We start from the raw sequence: 19,857 nt of genomic DNA on the forward strand, positions 1-19,857 counted from the left end.
TTAAATCAAGCCATTGACCAAAGTGACCAATTGATCTTGCAAGCGCTTTTCCGAAAAATTATTTACACAATACTCGTGTGCATTCTTAACCATTGACGCTCTAAGCCCGGAATCCTTCAACAATGCGTCTATAGCGTCGTACCATTCATCCTGAACTAGAACCGCACAACCTGGCATTGCGAAAGGACTGTAAACTTGAATATCCGATGCAATAACCGGGATGCCTGCCGCAGTATATTCAACGAACTTGGTTGGAGCCTTGCACAAATTGAATTTTTCATCCACCAAAGGGGCTAGTCCAACATCCCAACCCAAGGTATTAAGTTTATTCAAAAAACCGACATAATCCTTACAAACCTCATGAGCCTTTACTCTTTCTCCGAACCTAAGAAGCTCGTCAGGCATTTTAATGCTACCAAACACCTCAAACCTTATACTCGCATTATCATCCAGCAAGCGTACTAGTGAAGGTACGACCAGATCCAGATCTTCCTGATGCCCTCTTGACCCCATATAGCCGATAATATGTTGATCATTACCTGGCTTTCTTTCTGTGCGGATGTGTTCAACCATATAAGGCGCATACATACCGCTAAATATCTTTTGCTGCGGAAACAAGCCTTGTAAGTGCTGGGCGAGATATTGCGTGGATGCATATATTAAATCGCAATTCTCAAGCAAATAACGCCGCGCCTCGATGACATCCGAGGCTCCGTGACTTTTGCCAATTACCTCCCCAAGAGACGCGGGTATATCTAATAAATTGTCGTCAATATGATAAACGACGGGAACTTTCTTCCCCCGGAAATATTCAAGTATTTCAGTTCCGTACGGTAACCCGTAGCGCGTAAAAATGACAATTTGCGGTCGAAATGCAGCATCCCATTCTTTCCAAACACCAACGCCCTTCCTGCTGACCTTAGACTGCGAGACAACAGAATAATTAATTGCACCGTTGCGACTAAGCTCTTTAAATGGAATATCAAAACTAATGTAGTAGGTTGCATTGAGATGCTCAGTAAGTATCAGCACCCTCGGACTCTTATCATGCCCAGAGCTAAGCCGATCAAACTTTTTCGATCGAACCAACTCAAACTTTCTAGCAAGATAATTAATCACCTTTAACATCGGAATCCCTTCCACAGCCCGGAATCATTGACAAAACTTTCGCTACAATCTCATCAAGTCTTACTTTAGCTATTTGCGGTTGAGACATATCCACCGCGTAGCATTCAAGAAACCAATCGACGAAACCTTTATACTTTACTTCCAACTCAGCTGCGTTATTGGTCTGGACATAAGCCCAAGCCTCATCAAGTGTGTTCACACTGGCGTTGAACGTAACGCAATCATATTCGACACGACCAAACGTAACGACAGGTTTTACCTGCAGAATCGCCTCGAAGCCCACACCGCTATTGATTGTATAAACTGCCGCTGCATGCGAAATCAAATCCTGGACATTCGCTTGACTGTAAAAAACATGCGTATTATCGACCAACTTTTCAAAAGGCTTCATGCTTTTCATATTTGCAGGATGAGGCTTGATCACTACTGCTACGTCGTTCTCTTTCGCCCAAGTCACCAGCGCCTCGAGTATCGTCAACTCTGACAAGTCGGAAAACAACTGTATTGATTGATCCGAAGGCACCTGTAAGGGGAAAAAGATATAAGGACGAACACTGCTTTTACTGAACCAACCGCCACTAACCTCCGACGGCAAACAACCTTCAGCAATCAACTGCTTCGTGGACTTCGTGGCTTGCTGGGAGAACTTACTGTTCAAACGTCCATCCGCGAGACGCTTCCGGTATTCCGTGAAGGACACCCCTGCCTTGCTTGATTGGACATCGCGGTCTACCGGGTAAACGCTCGATGCAGCGCTCCATCCCCGAGAGTCAACCACAAAGGCCCAGCGGAAAAACTCTTGCATATAAAACAATACTGGAGTTTTTCCAGTGGGGAAGTTCAAATAACAACGATGAGGAACAAATGCCAAATCATAGGCATCTTCATCGACTCTCTGCCGCTCGATTTCCCAACCTGGCACTTCAATGACGTCCACGGGTATACCAACGCGCTCAAGCGCATTAGCCATGCGTATACCAAATTCTTTCCAGTGTAAGCGTAGATCTATCGTGTCATCGCTGACCTCTGGAAACTTAGAGCCGGTCGAGGCCATTTTTTTCCAGGGAAGGTCGAGCCGTGGAACATAGAATGCGACGGCAACCTTTCTCGCCGAATCAGACTGCGTTACAACTTTTGCTGATTGATTCTCGGCTTTTACAACAAGATTATTTTCGCTTTTTCCTGTTATTGCCTTGGTGATACGCGAACGGGTCGACTCATCGACAAGCGAGTTTTCATCAGTAAAAAACTCCTCCGCTAACAGTTCGGCGATATCTCGCTTTTTTGCATCATCGCAAAGTAAATTCTGTAGCAGGAAAAAACGCAAATCATAGAGTTTAAGGCCGCCCTTACCCGCCCATAGAATGCTCGAAGCAGAGAATGTCCAATCGGCGTATTTCCGCTTCAGATTATAGAATCTGAGCCGGCGAGAGTATTCGTTCATACCATAGAAGAAAAGTTTCTGGTCGACGAACCATTCAAGAGAACGTTCTTCTAAACGCTTATCTATTTCAGCAGCAATTCCGCCAAGGAAACGGAGAATCTCTTCAGAAGGTTTGAACCAGATAGACCCGGTTGCGACAGCCAAGTGATCGGGCTGATCTTCAGCCAGATTACGCCGCACGATTACTACATCCGCGTCTGTTTTGTTAGTAAAATCAAAATCAAAAGCGTTCACAACCAGCGAATCAGCATCAACACTGAAAACAGGAATCGAATATGTAGATAGAATATTTGAAACTTGCAAAAAGCGCGCACTGGCGTAATAAGCACGCCGCTGATCGACATTCAGAGCTGTCAGATCGATCGTTTCGAATGAAATACTGACATTTGTCACTTCCAGGCTATCAGCCAAATGCCTCAAACGTTCGACCGCCTCCGCATCAGGATTGATCACGTGTAAAAAAAACGTAGCGCCGGGCGAATACAACTCTACGCTTTTTATTAAAGAAATGGCAAAACCAAGATAGCCCGCATCACAAGCAGAAAAAAGTATTAGAGACTCACTACCATTTAAGTTAGGAGGCATAAACCACTGTACCAATCGATTTACCATTCTCAAAATACCTGACAAAACAAAATTTCAAAAACCTGCAATACAAAACAACAAAATACAAGAACTACTGAATCGCCCACATCCACTTACCCTGCTACTTTTTGCATGAACTTAAACGTAGCATACTATCACCTTCCAAAGGTGACCGTTCGATTACAGGGGTAAGATCATGTTTCTGCTCAAACCGATTAACGCCCGCCTCAAGCGCCAGTAATAGCAAACCGCTACCAACGCAAGTTGCCATGTGATCCTCATCACTAAAAAGACTCCAGTCACTCATATATCCGAGTTCCGGTCTGTTTAGATCTACAAATGGGATCTGATACTTATCAGATACTCGCAATAAGTCATCGACGTGCTGCTTGAGGCCATACTTCACTTGATATGCATAAAGATCTGAGCGTACCGGCGGTTGAAATAGCACGACTTGAATACCGTGCTCGCGCCCCCAGAGTGCAAACATGTCGAACAAGCCATCCCAAGGAGCATTACTTGTAATATCCCTCAGGCGCTGAGCCTTGATGTTGTCATTGCTTATCTCTGGACGCATTTCGGATTTATCGGTCAGCGCTCTGAAATGACCTTTGGTCTCCCCATTTGCTTCAAGCTGCCCGAGTAACGGGTCAGATTTGACAGGGATAGAATCCTGCGCCCCTGGCAACAAAGAAGAGAATCGAAACTCACTTCTGTGACGACGCATTTCCGGCTTCCAGCCTGTCGTAGAGCTGTTGGTCAGACTGCCTGCTTGCACAAATACATCATGACAACCTGGAACATCGCTCGCCTTCGAGCAGAGCGGCGTCAATGTTTTAAGCAATGGAAGATACTTGAGGTGGTCGGTCTCAACCATCAAACGACCAGGGCGGCGTAGCAGGAAAGAACTTTCGACATACACACGCTTCAGGTTTGGAAATTTCAAGCGCAGGATTTCTGCCTGAAGCAACAGACCATAAGTTATTTCGTTGTATGTGTTACCTGCACCTACCACCGCATGGGGGACGCCAAATTGGCTAGGGTGCAGGATTTTACTTCGTGAAGTCCCCACATAAGCAGAAGTTATCTCGACCGGATCAGGATATTGACTAAACAAGGCAACGTTCTGAATCAGCATCTGATTACCCAACTCGCGACCCGATATCGACATATTGGGCAGCGCAGCCATCAGATCCGATGCGCTTTGCATCACATCTGGCTGTTTGAGCGATTCGCGATAGCGAACGGTAACTTCCAGGCAAACAAAACCGAAAACAACCAATACCGCCGTCAGCACGTAGAGCTTGAGCAGTCGCGACCGCGTCAGCCTCAAACTATTAGAATTGAAAGTATATGAAGTCATTGCCGTCTACATAATAAATATAGGAGAAAAGTACCAACGATGCGAAGCCCAGGGCGGCTTGCCAAGGAATGGCATTGGTGATGTCACGCTGGTATGTCGTGCGATGTACGAACCACTGCAGCGGCAGATACAGTATCAACAGTTCGAAAAACAGTGGCGCGAGCTTCGTCTGCGTCCAATCAGAGGCAGGAACTACGATTCGCTCAATCATCATCATCGCATCCCCGACGTTTGTGGCCCGGAAGAAAATCCACGCAACAAATACCACAGTCATCGTCAACAGCCATGCGATCGGCAGCCATTGGAATAACCGCTTCAAACTGGTGGGCAGACTACTATTTTCAAACCACCGATTGACTGCCAGCGCGCCACCATGGATCCCACCCCAAATAATGAAATTCCAGCTGGCACCGTGCCACAACCCCCCCAGCAACATGGTGAGGATGAGATTTCGCTGAATTTTCCATTTCGCCTGAGTACGCGAACCACCGAGCGCTATATAAAGATAATCGCGCAACCAATTGCTTAACGTGATGTGCCAGCGCCGCCAGAAATCCTTGATGGACAAGGAAGAGTATGGAGCATTGAAATTGTAGGGCAGCACATAGCCAAAAAGCAGTGCTGCGCCCAGAGCCATCAACGAATAGCCCCAGAAATCACACAAAATCTGCACGCCAAATCCGATGACGGCGAACAAATTATCAAGCCCTGAATATTGATCAGGCGCTTTGAAGATGACATTGATAAAGGGTGCAATGCCATCAGCGATACCACACTTGAGTGCAAGTCCCGCGATGAAATAGTACAAACCGTTATAGCAATGCGCCCCATCCAGTCGCTGCTTTACATGAATCTGCGGCATGAACTGGCTTGCACGGCAGATAGGACCTGCAATCAGATGCGGGAAAAACAATACGAAAATAGCGAAAACTACCGGATTTTTCTCGTGTTTGAATTTCCCCTGATACACGTCGACCTGATAGGAAATCAACTCAAAAACATAAAACGAAATGCCTAGCGGCAATATGACTTTCAGTAAACCGATTTCAAACGCTGGATCCTTGAGTCTCGCGACATACTCAATGTTCTCCAAAAAGAAATTCATGTACTTGAAATAACAAAGTAACGCGAGATTCAGCACGCAGGAAAAAATCAACCAGCCACGAGACCTGGTAGCCGAAATTTTTCCGGCAACCAGCCAGTTGATGGCGATGACTCCCAACAACATAAGACCGAACTCTTTACTCCAGCTCATGTAAAAATACACGCTGGACAGAAGCACGATCCATTGCCGCACACGTAGCGATGGACACAACCAGTAAAACGCCAGGGTGATCCCCAGCAAAATCACGTATTCTATTGAGTTGAACAACATTGCCAGTAATTCCGCGTCATCTAATTGTTTTAGAACAGCTCTGTTCACGGGGTCCGTACACGCAAAGCAGGCCCCGTGTCAGCGCTCAAGCTTGTCTGCCAAAGCCAGATCCATCCTCGATATTCGCCCAGGCTTGCCGACTGAAAAATATCTGACGTAATAAGCTTGGGCGATCCCGGACATTATCGTCCGGGAATATCTCGATACGCTTGATGGACACGGCTTGAGCAAAAGCTTGAGCCGTTCAATCATGCGTTGGAAGCCTTCTTGTCGCCAGAGCCTTGCTCGGCTCGTAGCTTGGCTTCATATGCTTTGATTACCTTCTGACGATGCCGCTTGGCTTCATAGACAGCCTTGTGCGGGATGTATCCTGACAATTTATCAGTGGCTGTGTTTTTCCGGTCCCATATTCCGTGCAGAAAGGACGGGATCAGATGACGATACTTGATATCGCGGAGCAGCGAGGGTCTGAAATACCCAAGATCGATTTCCTTTTTGATCTCCGCCTCGGTCAGTTTACCGTCCGCCAACATCCTTCTTACTTCAGCAAACCACGGCCAGGCGTTCTTGTTACCGCAGCAGGACCACGGCTGAGTGGCCACATCAGTGTAATGAATCAGTCGCGTATTCGCATCCAGATGTTCCAGGCTGTTCCACTCAAACGGGACACCGTACTTGACATGCTCCTCGTCGAGAATAACCAGCTGCGACATCAGCTCGTCATAGTTGTAACGTCCTTCATCCATGCCGCCAACGATGTCTTCGACTTTCCAGTCCAGGCGCTCGCAATCAAGCAGCATAACGGCACACTGCTTTTTTCTGACTTTTGGCGCGCCGACCTTTTGAGTCGTCTCGTCAGCAAATTTCACTTCCTGCTGGATAATGATCTTCGCGCCATCGAACGGAATGTTCCACAGCTCGCGGATGTCGCGAAAAACCAACATGTCGGCATCCATATAGATGGCTTTGCCTTTGTAACCGCACAGCTTGGGAATGCAGAAGCGACTGAATGAGAATCCGGTTCGCTGCCCGTTACGCGGATCCAGCGGTTCAGGTACCGGAAGATCCAGCATGGGAATAACTTCAACCTTGGCCGTGGTATGCCGTTTGATCGAATACTCAAGAACGGGCACGGCTAATAACTGCGAGCGGTCCACGCCCACATATACCCGTATAACTTCATCGTCATGAACCATTCGAAAATCCCTCTTAATCGTTAGCGTTCTTGAATTCTACCTTCGCCCACTCGGCCAAGCGCTCTACACCCGATTGAATACTGACGTTCGGGCTCCAGTTCAAGGCGGCTTTGGCGGCGGTTATATTTGCGCACGCATAGCGAATATCACCGATCCGGAATTGGCCGGTAATTTTATAAGAGGTGTCGTCCACGCCCAGATTGCGCATGAGCATCCTGGCCATCTCAAGGATAGAGACCGGTTCGCCACTGCCAATATCGAGAATGGTGCCGTGGGCAACACTGGCCGCGTTTGCCTTGACCAACGCGTCGACGATGTCATCCACAAAAACGAAATCTCGAGCGATATCGCCGTCTTCGAAAATCGCGAGCTCACCACCCGCAAGCAATTGACGAGCGAAGATCGACAATACACCGGTGTATGGGTTGCGCAGGGATTGACCAGGACCGTAAACATTCTGGAAACGCAGAATGGTCGCACTCCACGGCGCGCCGTCACCGGCCTGGCACAGCAGATATTCCTGCATCAATTTGGTTGACGCATACACCGACGCGGGGGCAGGAGGGAGTCCGGCATGACTGGCAATAGGACGTGCAGGCAAGACCGCGGACGCTGGCAAGGGCACGCTAAAATCACCGGAATCCATCGCCTGTGGCTGGCGCGGCAAACCGACGTACTCCACACCTTGAGCATCTACATAGCCGCCTTCACCATAAACTGCCCGCGATGCTGCCAATACGACCTTGCGCACATTATTTTGCTTGCGAAGCGCTTCGATCAGGTGAGTGGTTCCCAATACGTTGACCGAGCAATAACGAGACGGCTCATCGTAAGACTGGCCAGTACCGGTTTCCGCAGCGAGGTGATACACCAACTCTGGGTCAGCCTCGGCCACTGCTTGCATGAGCGCCTGAAGATCGGCGACGTCACCACGGATAAAGCGCACATTATGCGGCAGGATCGGATCGACGGCATTGAGGCCGTGGACTTGTGGGTGCAGGTTGTCAAAGACCCAAATAGAACGAGCAGGATCTTCCTTTAGCAGAGCCTTGACCAGACGACTACCAATGAAGCCGGCACCGCCGGTGATGAAAATACGTTGCGTCATTAATTTATTACCTGGGAATGTAGTGATGTTGAGCAAACCAAGTCGTCAACTATTCGGGCGGCAGCATCGCCTTTAAGGACCAGACGATTTACAAAACAATCAGAAAAATGTTCGAGCTCGGAAATCCTGTTTTCATCCAGAACACGCTCGAGGAACCTGGACCAGTCTGCCATTTGCTCGATTGTGTAAAGTGGAGCGTAGGTTTCTGTGTCGAGATCACCCGTGACAACCGCGACAGGCAGTCTCCGCGCAGCTGCATCAAGCGCCACGGTAGAAGGACTGGTGATAACCGCCTTCATTCGGCCCAACAAGCCCCCAGCGGTATAAAGCTCCCACTCAGCCTGTTTCGGATCGGCAATGATCAGGTTCGACGCAATGGGTTTTTCCCCCTTGTGACGGGAGGTCAGCCACAAGCCCGCATGATGCGGCTTGATCAAAAAGGTGATTGATGGGAACTGTTCCGCCATCTTGCTCACCCCTTCAAGAAAAAACTCTCGGTACGCGTCGGAGTACCGATGCCAGTGAAGGTTCTCGAAGACACCAACAACACAGGCTTCGGGAGCAATCAACGCATCCAGATTGGCATTTTCCTCACGGCCTACCTTGGAGCACCCCATCGCAACACATTTTACGCGCGTGGCAGGGCTGATGTCCGCATGCAGCGTGTCAAGTTCCCCCCAAAGGTAAATCCTGTCAGCTGCAAAATTGACCCGGTCTATCGAATGGATGCTGTCGCTGTAGGTCAACCCCACATTCTCGAGTCCATGCTGCAAGGTCGCGGTCATGATGCCCGCGCTTTTTGCCGATTCGGTAAGCGCGCGACTGAAGCGGTGAGGACCGAGATTTGTTTCCGATATTGTTAAAAGTGACCGAACTCTGGAACCAAAGGGAAATGAAGTCAATTGCTCGGTAGCAGCGACCACTCGAACATCAATGTCATGATGCGACAGGCTTTTGATGACTCGCGGAGAAGCTTTTATCAACGTGTGGCTGCAAACTACCTGTACCGCTATCTCACGACGCTGGAGCTCAAGAATGATAGGCAGTGCGAGATCCAGATCCTGAATCAGATGCAGCACCACAATGACCTGCGCGTCTTGGAGGGATGACTCGCTGGAGCCCATGGCGATTGCAGATTGCAAAACATCCCGCCAAAGGGAACCGATAACAACGGTGCTGAAGTTACGCTCAATCAACTTCTTACCGAGGGCCAGATCGCGGCGAGCATTGTTAGGGCTCGATAGATAACGACGCATCCCTTGTAAAAAGTCACCGGTCATGATGCTACCCGCCAGCGGCGCTAGCGCAGGTGTTGCCGTAGCGACGACAGGAACACCCCGGGTTAACGCATGCACTGTGCGGTTGGCGGATTTGCAGATACTGAATGCATCACAGGAGTTGGGAATCAGAACAACCCGTGAAACTGCCATCCAATCGTCGACAGCGTTGATTGACCATGCCACATAGCGCGATGCAATCGCCATTGGCTTGATAAAGCGCTCGTACTTGGCCGCGTTGTTACTGATCACTACGAGCTCAACTGGATATTCCAGCGCGATCGCTTCCAGATCGCTCTGGATGAGCAGCAAGTCCAACATACCGAAATCAGCGTATTCAGCACCGTGATTACCGAACCACAACAGATACATGGTCTTCGATGAATCGTGGGCCGGAACCAATGATATGACGGGAGCGGCGATAGGCGCCGTTCGCTTGAGTCTGAGCACTTGCTGTCGCAACGCGCGCATCACTTCTCTCGGAATTGACATGAGCGTCGCAACAGAACCATCCCTGCCACGCTTTTTCCTCAAGCGGTGCAATTGCTTTTTCAGCACGTGCTTACACATGCTCAACAAATGTTTGGTCGTGTGGCGAGCGCCTGAATCCTGGAGCTCACTCAACAATTTCGCTGTCCGGCTTGGCTGCAATAGCGGAGCCGTGATTTTCTCGATGCCCTTGGCCTTTTCGATGAGCTTGCTGCCCATTTCTATAACGGATTCAGACGCCAGGCCATCAGGAACTATGTGGACGGGAACGCCCGGAGCATGAGTACTAATTACGTCGCACAACGGTTCAGTGGTCGTCACAATGGCAGTTGAGAGCTGAGCCATAATGGTAAAAAGATCGCCATGCGTACCAAATGGTCCACTGCCGTAGCCGGGAACAAAAACGTTGTCACACAAGTCGATAATGACAGGAATACCTAGCGCTCGGGCTCGCTGCACCAACGCCAGAGTTTCGATAGAAAAGGATTTGACAATCACGAGAACATCGAGACTTTCGAGATCAAAAGCACATCGACTGGTAAACAGACTGCCAGCAATATCCTCAGCCTCCAGTGCCAGCAAAGGAAGCAATGCTCGATAGCGCACACTAGCGGTGTCATTCGACAGAGAAGCCACACACCAGCCGACTTTTATTTGGCGTCTAGCCATAAGACCTTCCATTCCTAAACGTATCCTCCCCTTTCGGCCAATGCGAAATACAAGCCGAAACCAACAACATCAATAACTAAAAAAACGCAAAGTGGATCCGATTTCGCATCAGAAACGAAGGTAGTCACGAGCCACGGCCCGCGCATTCTACCGAACGCATCTAAGTCCGCGGGCTTTTTTCGACGTCAGGTATTTTGAACCATGCTCGTCAGGGCGCGATGACATGCGTCAAACGCTACTACCAGAACACATCGAGCTGCAGCAGATACAACTCTCCGATACTCCAGCGTTTTGAACTTATGGCTTGCCTGCACCCAGTCGGCAAGCAAGACAGGCAAGCGGAACATACGCCAGACCCGCCCCTGTAAAAGGACTCAAATGACCGAGCACTACCAGGATCGACAATGGCAACAGAAAGGCAACGTTGATCGCCGCGACGCATAATGTCACCTTTTTATGACCCCAGCGACGCGCAGCTTTCTGATAAGCATGATTGCTATGGGCGTGATAAACCTTATCCCCGCGAAAGAGCCGGCGAACAAGAGTCCATGTTGCATCGACGATAAAAACACCCAACAGAATCAACCAGCTCCAAATCAGCTCGGGCTTGCTCCAGGCGGCTTGAATCGCCATGGCCCCAAGCATGATGCCAAGAAAGCCACTACCCGCATCCCCCATGAAAATCCGGGCTGGCGGGAAGTTCCAGCATAGAAAGCCGGCAACTGCCACTGCCAGTGCCATGGGGGCCCAGATCAGGTCCGCAACTCCACCACACCAGTAAACCAGACACATCCCCAGGCATACACTGATAGCCTCAGTGCTGGCCAACCCATCGATACCGTCCATGAAATTGTAAAGATTGAGCATCCACACAAGGTAAATCGAACCCAATATCCCGCCTATCCATGCCGGCGCCAATGAAACACCCAACAGCTCGATGGGTGCCAGCCCGTTCAACCAGAACAATATCCAGCCCGCCGCGATGAAGTGCCCTAGCAACCTCCACCGCGCAGCGATATGACCATGGTCATCGACGAAGCCGATTAGCGCAGTCAGCAATCCCGCCCCTGACAATGCCATCGTTATTGGCAGCGACAGCACGTTCAACGACGTCAAAACTGGAAGTGCCAGCAGAAAGGCAACGACAATTGCTACGCCACCACCCCGGGGCGTTGGAACTGAATGAGCGCTACGCTCATTCGGAATATCCATCAGGCTTTTGGACAGCGCGTACCGGCGCAATAAACCGGTCAGTCCCCAGGAAACGAGAAACACCACCACCAATAACGCAAAAATCATCTTGTCTCATCCCGATAATGCTCGACGGTCTGACGCAAAGCCTTTTCTGTATTGATAGGTGGACGCCAGCCAAGCAATTCGCAGGTGCGCTGTATATCCACTTGTAAATTGCCACACAGGCGCTCGGCAATTCCTGACTTGCCAACCATTGACGCGGCGGCTTGCAAAAGTCCGGCAGGTACGGGCACCAACTTGGCAGAATTGCCCAAGGCGAGCGCTGTGCGACGCAACAATTGAGTGGTGGAAAGATCCTCACCATCGCTAACCAGAAATATTTCGCCTGCGGCAGCAGGGTGATCGATACACGTCAACACCAGGTCCGTCAAATTGCCGATTGCAACCAGACTGCGCCTGTTATCAATAGCCCCTAATGGCAGGGGTATACCGCGATCAAGCCAACGTACCATGCTAAGAAAATTGGCTTTGACACCGGGTCCGTAAACAAGTGGCGGCCGGATCACAACAAGCTCCATACCGGTTTCCTCGCATACTTGCCGTATTGCGTCCTCTGCCTCACGCTTTGAAATGCCATAAGCATCGACCGGTGCGGGCAAATCTGTCGCCTTGAACGTTTTATTTCGAGGCGTGCCTTCGCCGTTCACCTTGATCGAGCTGATAAAGATAAAACGCTTCACGCCGCACTCGGCTGCACGCTGGGCAAGCCGAACAGTACCCTCGACGTTAATCTTTCGAAACGCCGCTAAACCGTCCGCGCCCTTTTCGTTCATAACATGCACTCTCGCCGCACAGTGAACGATGACGTCTATGCCCCGCAACTCTGGCATGCCTGTCGGCAACTCAAGGTCAAAGGGAACGATCCGACATAAACCACTTAAGCGTGTAGTTGCGCGGACTGCAGCAACGGGCGTGTATCGTTTATCGAGCAATAACCTGAAGACAACAGCCTCGCCGACAAGTCCGGTAGCTCCCGTGACTAAAACTTGCAGTCCTTTCATCGAGGCCTACTTCCAATCAACGCCGTAGCCCAGCAAATAAAAAAGAAAAATATTTTATCCCGCACACGCCGACGACAATTCCAGGCATTAAATGAGAGCCTTATTAGTTGCCCCCGCCCAAGACATAGTGAGACCTGGCCAATTGGATTGGTATCCTGCCCTATCACGCGAGCGATTAGCCGGACTTGGGAAAACCACCAGCCATCATGAATTGTTTTGTAGCGCGCAATCATTGAACCAAGCCCCGTATTGGCTCCAACCTGATTTCGCTCATGTTGGCGATACTCCATGGAGGGACGCGGATCGATATACCATTTGAAGCCGTGGCTACGTGCAAAGGCGTAGCAGTACCAGTCATGCAGACTGACAGCCTGCAGATCAACCCAATGATCCAGCAGGGATGCCTTCAAGGATCTCGCCATCTTTTGCTTCAGCACATACGTGCAACCCGGGCCAGCTGCCTCAAATAGAAAATCCCAGGCAACCTGCGGCTGTGCCTTGTCCAGCAATCGAGTACGGCCGTTCGCCCAGAAAGCGGTGACGTTACTGGAATAGGCATCTACGTTGAAAGTTTGAATTGAATCAGTCGCGCACTGCAATTTATCAAGATGCCAAATATCATCCTGATCGGCGAAGGCGACAAAGTCGTACCCATCAAAATCGACATCTCGAATCAATCTGAAGAAGTTACGTGAGGCACCGCCGAAGGGGCCGACCGAAGGTAATAGAACGACATTTGCGTGCTCAGCGGCGTAAGCCTGACACCAAACCTCGGTACCATCATCAGAAGGGTCAATACTTATATAAATAGTTACGTTAACAGCCGACTGGGCGAGGACTGAGGCTAACTGCTCCTCAATCCATCGCATACCGTTGTAGGCAGCCAGCAAAACCGCAACCTTGGGATGTTCTACTGGCATGCCATTCCTGTCCGGGACGTTTAAACGCTACCGCTCAAAAAGCACTTAACTTTTTGATCAATGGGAAGGCGAGTCCAACAGTTTTTGCAGATATTGACCATAACCGGTTTTCTTTAGAGCATCAGCCTGAGCCGCCAACTGCTCGGCGGTGATCCAGCCATTGTGATACGCGATTTCCTCAAGGCACGCTACCTTCAAGCCTTGACGCTGCTCAATGGTATGCACGAAATGGCTGGCTTCCAGCAACGAATCATGGGTTCCAGTATCCAGCCAGGCAAAGCCCCTTCCGAGCATCTCGACCTTGAGGCTCTTGCGCTCAAGATAAGCACGGTTGACGTCAGTAATTTCCAGCTCACCACGCTCGGACGGCTTGATGTTCTTGGCGATCTCAACAACTTCGTTATCGTAGAAGTACAACCCGGTCACAGCGTAGTTGGACTTGGGTTTCAGCGGCTTTTCTTCGATGCTCAGGGCCTTGCCGGCTGCATCAAACTCAACAACCCCAAAACGCTCAGGGTCAGAGACATGGTAGCCGAACACGGTGGCACCGCTTTCTTGAGTGCTGGCGGCACGCAAGTTGTCAGAAAAGTGCTGACCATAGAAAATGTTGTCACCCAGAATCAGACAGCAAGGATCATCACCAATGAATTCCTCACCAATGATGAAAGCCTGCGCCAGACCATCGGGAGTTGGCTGCTCAGCATAAGTCAGCTGGATGCCGTACAAACTGCCATCTCCCAACAATTTGCGGAACAGCGGCAAGTCTTCAGGTGTAGAGATAATCAGAATCTCGCGCATCCCCGCCAGCATCAAAACCGACAGCGGATAGAAAATCATCGGCTTGTCGTAGATCGGCAGCATCTGTTTGGACACACCGAGGGTCAGCGGGTGCAGACGAGTGCCAGACCCACCGGCGAGGATTATGCCTTTACGATTTGTCGCGGTCATTTGTTCAGGACTTCCCTAAGCATTCGGGTTACACCACTTTGCCAATCCGGCAAGTGTAGAGAAAAATTGTCACGCAGCTTTTGAGTATTCAGCCGTGAGTTCAGCGGACGGCGTGCAGGCGTTGGATAAGCGGTTGTATCGATGGGATTGACCGCTGTTACTGCCAGCTCTTCACCTTGTGCCTTGGCGAAATCGATCACATGACTGGCATAGCCATGCCAGGACACCTCTCCCGCCGCAGCCAAATGGTAGAGACCTGCAAGTTCTGGACGCTTGAGCACTTGTTGAATAGCGAGAGCTGTAACGTCGGCGATCAAATCCGCACCCGTCGGCGCGCCGATCTGATCAGCGATGACGTTGAGTGTTTCGCGATCCTTGGCCAAACGCATCATGGTCTTGGCGAAGTTGTTTCCTCGAGCACCAAATACCCAACTCGTGCGAAAGATCAGGTATTTGCAGCCAGACGCCATGATCGCCTGCTCACCGGCAAGCTTGCTGGCACCATAATGATTGACAGGCGCAACGTCGTCCGACTCTTGCCACGGCCTGTCACCCTGACCGCTGAAGACATAATCTGTCGAGTAGTGGATCAGCCACCCGCCCACCATCGCCACTTCTTCGGCCATGACCTGGCTTGCCTGAGCATTTACGCGGTCAGCCAGATCGGTCTCGGATTCAGCCTTGTCAACAGCGGTGTAGGCTGCGGCATTGACGATCACGTCAGGCCGAACTGTCCGGATTGTAGTTCGCAAAGTATCGAGATCGGACAAGTCGCCGCAAAGACCATCAACGGGATGCCGATCCAGGGCGACCAGCTCGCCAAGCGATGCAAGAGAGCGCTGAAGCTCCCAACCTACCTGACCGCTCTTTCCGAGCAGAAGGATCTTCATACCTTGCCCGACCGATCGGCGTAGTTCTGATCGATCCATTGTTGATAGCTGCCGCTTTTCACGTGCTCAACCCATTCGGTGTTATTCAGATACCACTCGACAGTCTTGCGAATGCCGGTCTCAAAGGTTTCTTGCGGAGTCCACCCCAGCTCACGCTGAATCTTGCTGGCGTCGATCGCATAACGCTGGTCATGACCGGGACGATCCTGAACATAAGTGATCAAACTTGCGTGAGGACGATGAGCAGAGTCCGGACGCAACTCATCAAGCAACGCACAAAGTGTGTGCACTACTTCGATATTTTGTTTTTCGTTATGACCACCGATATTGTAAGTCTCGCCGATCACGCCCTCGGTCACGACTTTGTACAGAGCGCGGGCATGATCTTCGACATACAGCCAGTCACGGACCTGATTACCCTTCCCGTAAACTGGCAAAGGCTTACCTTCCAGCGCATTGAGAATGATCAGCGGGATCAATTTCTCCGGAAAGTGGCAAGGGCCGTAGTTGTTCGAGCAGTTGGTGACCAGCGTCGGCAGACCATATGTGCGCGCCCATGCACGAACCAGGTGGTCAGAACTGGCCTTGCTGGCCGAGTACGGCGAGCTAGGCTGATACGGGGTGGTTTCGGTAAAGAGATCTTCCGGACCTTCGAGGTCTCCGTAAACCTCATCAGTCGAAATATGGTGAAAGCGGAAGTGGCTTTTGCGTGCATCATCGAGTGCAACCCAGTAGTGGCGTGCAGCCTCCAGCAGGGTATAAGTGCCGATGATGTTGGTTTGAATAAACTCGGACGGCCCGGAGATTGAGCGATCAACATGGGACTCTGCGGCCAGGTGCATGATGGCATCCGGTTGATGCTCACGCAGGACACGATCAATCTGATCGCGGTCGCAAATGTCGACACGCTCGAATGCATAACGAGAGTTTTGACTGACTTCAGCCAGTGATTCCAGGTTTCCGGCGTAAGTCAGCTTATCGACGTTAACGATGGAGTCGGTGGTATTGGAGATAATGTGACGGATCACTGCCGAGCCGATAAACCCGGCGCCGCCGGTTACTAGAATTTTCACGCGAAACCATACCCTTGAGCTGCGGACAGCGCCATCTACGAGCGCGATCTAATCCATGAATGCAGAAGCCGACAGACATGAAGGCTTCCGTCAGAGTCAGTCTGAATCGAAGTGCATTGGAGGCACTGTCGAACAAGGGTTGCATTTTACAGCTTAGTGAACGTTTTACTAATGGATAAAGACAGCTAGAGACGCAATTTCGACAGATGCCCCGCACTTGTCGTTTTCAGACAAGACGCTTGCGCGCAGCTCTGGACGAACGCCCAAGAATCCAGCCAAGTACCGGACCCATCAACATACCGACAAGCAACGCCAACACCACGATCAGCGAAACCGGCAACTGCGGACCGGACAAACCCAGAAACAATAACGATACGGACTGCTGATTCTCAAGCACGAACGCCAGCACCACCAGCACCAGCAATAAAATAAAAACACCGACAAATATGCGCTTGAGGTTACGCATGAGTAACCCCTTTAGAGATAACGATTGTCAAACCCCCTCCTCCTCTTCCTCATTCACCCGGTCACGCAGCTCTTTACCCGGCTTGAAATGCGGAACGAATTTACCGTCAAGACTGACGGACTGGCCGGTCTTGGGATTGCGACCGACGCGCGGCGCGCGGTAGTGCAGGGAGAAACTGCCAAACCCACGAATCTCGATGCGATCACCGGTGGCCAGACACTGGGACATTTGTTCAAGCATGGTCTTGATGGCCAACTCCACATCCTTGGATGAGAGCAGCCCTTGATGGGTGACAATTCGTTCGATCAACTCCGACTTCGTCATATTTTTCCCTTCTTTTTCAAGCAGCTAGATCAGCGCTTGAAAGGTTTTAGCACGCCCGGAAGATTTTGAACAGCCCAGGGATTGACATATCTTCCACCGCGTCGAAACGCCCGTTTTCAGGGCATCACAGCAACAAACAGGGCCCGACATACTCAACGACATATCACCAGCATGGTACGTGTCACATAGCCCGCAGGGTTGAAGCCAAAAGGAAACTCATCTTCATCCTTGGCATCATCTGATCGCGTGATCACTTTGTACCCCGCGCCCTTGCACTCCTTTGCCGCGCGCTTCTGGCATTTCTCCCAGCCAGAGCCCAACCCGGAGCAATCGACCTCTATACCACTGATACCACGCACAGCATGGGTCTTGGCACTGGTCGTACAGCCAGCCAGAACCAGTACAGCCATGAGGACAATAAACTTGTTCATCCACTTCCTTATGCCAGGCAACTGCCCGACGACTACACGCTCAAGACCAAGCTTAGTCGTGAATAGGCGATTGATCCGATTAAAGAAACAGACCGCCCGGAAGCAAGATTGGTTTCACCAGAATCCTCACACAAACCACGAAGCACTAAATCGCAGGCACAAAAAAGGGCGACCGAAGTCGCCCTTTTTCATGATCAAGCAGAACTTAGTTCTGTTTGGCCATTGCTTGACGCAGCAGTGCCGCCATAGTGGTGTCAGCTGCTTCGCCTTCCGGAGCTGCTTTCAGGCTCTGGATAGCTTCTTTCTCTTCAGCATCGTCTTTCGATTTGATCGACAGCTGGATTACGCGGCTCTTGCGATCAACGCTGATGATCTTGGCTTCTACTTCCTGGCCTTCTTTCAGAACGTTGCGCGCATCTTCAACGCGGTCACGGCTGATTTCGGAGGCTTTCAGAGTCGCTTCGATATCGTCGGCCAGAACGATGATGGCGCCTTTGGCGTCAACTTCTTTCACGGTGCCAGTAACGATTGCGCCTTTGTCGTTAACCGAGACGTACTCGGAGAACGGATCGCTTTCCAGTTGCTTGATACCCAGGGAGATACGCTCGCGCTCTGGGTCAACCGACAGGATAACGGTGTCCAGCTCGTCGCCCTTCTTGAAACGACGAACAGCTTCTTCGCCCACTTCGTTCCAGGAGATGTCGGACAGGTGAACCAGACCATCGATGCCGCCGTCCAGACCAATGAAGATACCGAAATCGGTGATCGACTTGATGGTGCCGGAGATTTTATCGCCCTTGTTGAACTGGCCAGAGAAATCTTCCCATGGGTTAGATTTGCACTGCTTGATGCCCAGGGAGATACGACGACGCTCTTCGTCGATGTCCAGAACCATAACTTCCACTTCGTCGCCGACTTGTACGACTTTCGAAGGGTGGATGTTCTTGTTGGTCCAGTCCATTTCCGAAACGTGTACCAGACCTTCAACGCCTTCTTCCAGCTCAGCGAAGCAGCCGTAGTCGGTCAGGTTGGTTACACGAGCGGTAACGCGAGTGCTTTCTGGGTAACGGGCTTTGATAGCAACCCATGGATCTTCGCCCAGTTGCTTCAGGCCCAGGGAAACACGGTTGCGTTCGCGATCGTATTTCAGAACCTTGACGTCGATTTCGTCACCAACGTTGACGATCTCGGAAGGATGCTTGATGCGCTTCCAGGCCATGTCGGTGATGTGCAGCAGGCCGTCCACGCCACCCAGATCGACGAATGCGCCGTAATCGGTGAGGTTTTTGACGATACCTTTGACTTGCTGGCCTTCCTGCAGGGATTCCAGCAGAGCTTCACGCTCGGCGGAGTTCTCGGCTTCCAGGACGCTGCGACGGGAAACGACAACGTTGTTGCGCTTCTGGTCCAGCTTGATGACCTTGAATTCCAGCTCTTTGCCTTCCAGGTGCGTGGTGTCGCGCACTGGACGGACGTCAACCAGGGAACCTGGCAGGAACGCACGGATGCCGTTAACGTCGACAGTGAAGCCGCCTTTAACCTTACCGTTGATAACGCCCTTGACCACTTCCTCAGCTGCGAATGCTGCTTCCAGAACGATCCAGCACTCAGCGCGCTTGGCTTTTTCACGGGACAGCTTGGTTTCACCGAAACCGTCTTCAACCGAGTCCAGAGCAACGTGAACTTCGTCACCGACATTGATAGTCAGATCGCCAGCGTCGTTGTAGAACTGCTCAAGCGGGATGAGTGCTTCAGACTTCAGGCCAGCGTGAACGGTTACCCAGCGAGCCTGGTAATCGATATCAACGATAACACCGGTGATGATGGAGCCTGCCTGAAGGTTCAGGGTTTTTAGGCTTTCTTCAAAGAGTTCCGCAAAGCTTTCGCTCATTTTAATTCCTGTAAATGAGGGCGAA

General features: G+C 50.9%; 17 protein-coding genes. All 17 read right to left on the reverse strand.

What is annotated here, in order from left to right; all coding sequences use genetic code 11:
- Positions 1–1,128, reverse strand: a complete 1,128-nt coding sequence (locus VY732_RS21220; RefSeq protein WP_331691681.1) for a glycosyltransferase family protein — start codon at positions 1,126–1,128, stop codon at positions 1–3.
- Complete coding sequence (locus VY732_RS21225; protein WP_331691682.1) at positions 1,112–3,184, reverse strand: capsular polysaccharide export protein, LipB/KpsS family; 2,073 nt, start codon at positions 3,182–3,184, stop codon at positions 1,112–1,114. Before VY732_RS21225 ends, VY732_RS21220 begins: the two co-directional genes overlap by 17 nt.
- 94 nt (positions 3,185–3,278) lie before the next feature.
- Positions 3,279–4,520, reverse strand: coding sequence for a hypothetical protein (locus VY732_RS21230; protein WP_137217789.1), 1,242 nt, complete (start codon positions 4,518–4,520; stop codon positions 3,279–3,281).
- Positions 4,495–5,943: an MBOAT family O-acyltransferase gene (locus VY732_RS21235; protein ID WP_331691683.1), complete on the reverse strand. Its 1,449-nt coding sequence runs from the start codon at positions 5,941–5,943 to the stop codon at positions 4,495–4,497. Before VY732_RS21235 ends, VY732_RS21230 begins: the two co-directional genes overlap by 26 nt.
- 200 nt (positions 5,944–6,143) lie before the next feature.
- Positions 6,144–7,091, reverse strand: a complete 948-nt coding sequence (locus VY732_RS21240) for a glycosyltransferase (RefSeq protein ID WP_077574010.1) — start codon at positions 7,089–7,091, stop codon at positions 6,144–6,146.
- 13 nt (positions 7,092–7,104) lie between these two features.
- Entirely contained in the window at positions 7,105–8,199 is a 1,095-nt protein-coding gene (locus VY732_RS21245; protein ID WP_137217790.1) for an NAD-dependent epimerase/dehydratase family protein, read from the reverse strand.
- On the reverse strand, positions 8,199–10,634 hold the full coding sequence (locus tag VY732_RS21250) for a glycosyltransferase (RefSeq protein WP_137217791.1): 2,436 nt from the start codon (positions 10,632–10,634) through the stop codon (positions 8,199–8,201). The genes VY732_RS21245 and VY732_RS21250 overlap by 1 nt, the downstream gene beginning before the upstream one ends.
- A gap of 297 nt (positions 10,635–10,931) precedes the next feature.
- Entirely contained in the window at positions 10,932–11,933 is a 1,002-nt protein-coding gene (locus tag VY732_RS21255; protein ID WP_137217792.1) for an MraY family glycosyltransferase, read from the reverse strand.
- On the reverse strand, positions 11,930–12,889 hold the full coding sequence (locus VY732_RS21260) for a UDP-glucose 4-epimerase family protein (RefSeq protein ID WP_137217793.1): 960 nt from the start codon (positions 12,887–12,889) through the stop codon (positions 11,930–11,932). Before VY732_RS21260 ends, VY732_RS21255 begins: the two co-directional genes overlap by 4 nt.
- Positions 12,886–13,809, reverse strand: a complete 924-nt coding sequence (locus VY732_RS21265; protein WP_331691685.1) for a glycosyltransferase — start codon at positions 13,807–13,809, stop codon at positions 12,886–12,888. The genes VY732_RS21260 and VY732_RS21265 overlap by 4 nt, the downstream gene beginning before the upstream one ends.
- Positions 13,810–13,866: 57 nt before the next feature.
- A complete protein-coding gene (gene rfbA, locus VY732_RS21270; protein ID WP_077574016.1) occupies positions 13,867–14,757 on the reverse strand; it encodes a glucose-1-phosphate thymidylyltransferase RfbA in 891 nt (296 codons plus the stop codon).
- Complete coding sequence (gene rfbD / locus VY732_RS21275) at positions 14,754–15,647, reverse strand: dTDP-4-dehydrorhamnose reductase (protein ID WP_331691687.1); 894 nt, start codon at positions 15,645–15,647, stop codon at positions 14,754–14,756. The genes rfbA and rfbD overlap by 4 nt, the downstream gene beginning before the upstream one ends.
- Entirely contained in the window at positions 15,644–16,720 is a 1,077-nt protein-coding gene (gene rfbB / locus VY732_RS21280) for a dTDP-glucose 4,6-dehydratase (protein WP_077574018.1), read from the reverse strand. Before rfbB ends, rfbD begins: the two co-directional genes overlap by 4 nt.
- A 226-nt stretch (positions 16,721–16,946) precedes the next feature.
- Positions 16,947–17,186 (reverse strand): lipopolysaccharide assembly protein LapA domain-containing protein, encoded by a 240-nt coding sequence (locus VY732_RS21285; protein WP_077574019.1) that lies wholly within the window; start codon positions 17,184–17,186, stop codon positions 16,947–16,949.
- A 27-nt stretch (positions 17,187–17,213) separates the two neighbouring features.
- Complete coding sequence (gene ihfB / locus VY732_RS21290; protein ID WP_003189779.1) at positions 17,214–17,510, reverse strand: integration host factor subunit beta; 297 nt, start codon at positions 17,508–17,510, stop codon at positions 17,214–17,216.
- Positions 17,511–17,662: 152 nt separating this feature from the next.
- Positions 17,663–17,941, reverse strand: coding sequence for a hypothetical protein (locus VY732_RS21295; protein WP_331691690.1), 279 nt, complete (start codon positions 17,939–17,941; stop codon positions 17,663–17,665).
- Between the two features lie 205 nt (positions 17,942–18,146).
- Entirely contained in the window at positions 18,147–19,832 is a 1,686-nt protein-coding gene (rpsA, locus tag VY732_RS21300) for a 30S ribosomal protein S1 (RefSeq protein ID WP_007963626.1), read from the reverse strand.
- Between the last annotated feature and the right edge of the window lie 25 nt (positions 19,833–19,857).

Origin of the sequence: Pseudomonas sp. ZY71 (genome assembly GCF_036542145.1) — a bacterium.
GTDB classification, from domain to species: domain Bacteria; phylum Pseudomonadota; class Gammaproteobacteria; order Pseudomonadales; family Pseudomonadaceae; genus Aquipseudomonas; species Aquipseudomonas koreensis_A.

Bases quoted from the DNA above. Each gene is read 5' to 3' on its own strand.
- VY732_RS21285 (WP_077574019.1), bottom strand. From the start codon at position 17,186: ATGCGTAACCTCAAGCGCATATTTGTCGGTGTTTTTATTTTATTGCTG.
- rfbA (WP_077574016.1), bottom strand. From the start codon at position 14,757: ATGACCGCGACAAATCGTAAAGGCATAATCCTCGCCGGTGGGTCTGGC.
- VY732_RS21255 (WP_137217792.1), bottom strand. From the start codon at position 11,933: ATGATTTTTGCGTTATTGGTGGTGGTGTTTCTCGTTTCCTGGGGACTG.
- rpsA (WP_007963626.1), bottom strand. From the start codon at position 19,832: ATGAGCGAAAGCTTTGCGGAACTCTTTGAAGAAAGCCTAAAAACCCTG.
- VY732_RS21260 (WP_137217793.1), bottom strand. From the start codon at position 12,889: ATGAAAGGACTGCAAGTTTTAGTCACGGGAGCTACCGGACTTGTCGGC.
- VY732_RS21225 (WP_331691682.1), bottom strand. From the start codon at position 3,184: ATGGTAAATCGATTGGTACAGTGGTTTATGCCTCCTAACTTAAATGGT.
- VY732_RS21220 (WP_331691681.1), bottom strand. From the start codon at position 1,128: ATGTTAAAGGTGATTAATTATCTTGCTAGAAAGTTTGAGTTGGTTCGA.
- VY732_RS21265 (WP_331691685.1), bottom strand. From the start codon at position 13,809: ATGCCAGTAGAACATCCCAAGGTTGCGGTTTTGCTGGCTGCCTACAAC.
- VY732_RS21230 (WP_137217789.1), bottom strand. From the start codon at position 4,520: ATGACTTCATATACTTTCAATTCTAATAGTTTGAGGCTGACGCGGTCG.
- ihfB (WP_003189779.1), bottom strand. From the start codon at position 17,510: ATGACGAAGTCGGAGTTGATCGAACGAATTGTCACCCATCAAGGGCTG.
- VY732_RS21240 (WP_077574010.1), bottom strand. From the start codon at position 7,091: ATGGTTCATGACGATGAAGTTATACGGGTATATGTGGGCGTGGACCGC.
- VY732_RS21295 (WP_331691690.1), bottom strand. From the start codon at position 17,941: ATGAACAAGTTTATTGTCCTCATGGCTGTACTGGTTCTGGCTGGCTGT.
- VY732_RS21245 (WP_137217790.1), bottom strand. From the start codon at position 8,199: ATGACGCAACGTATTTTCATCACCGGCGGTGCCGGCTTCATTGGTAGT.
- rfbD (WP_331691687.1), bottom strand. From the start codon at position 15,647: ATGAAGATCCTTCTGCTCGGAAAGAGCGGTCAGGTAGGTTGGGAGCTT.
- VY732_RS21250 (WP_137217791.1), bottom strand. From the start codon at position 10,634: ATGGCTAGACGCCAAATAAAAGTCGGCTGGTGTGTGGCTTCTCTGTCG.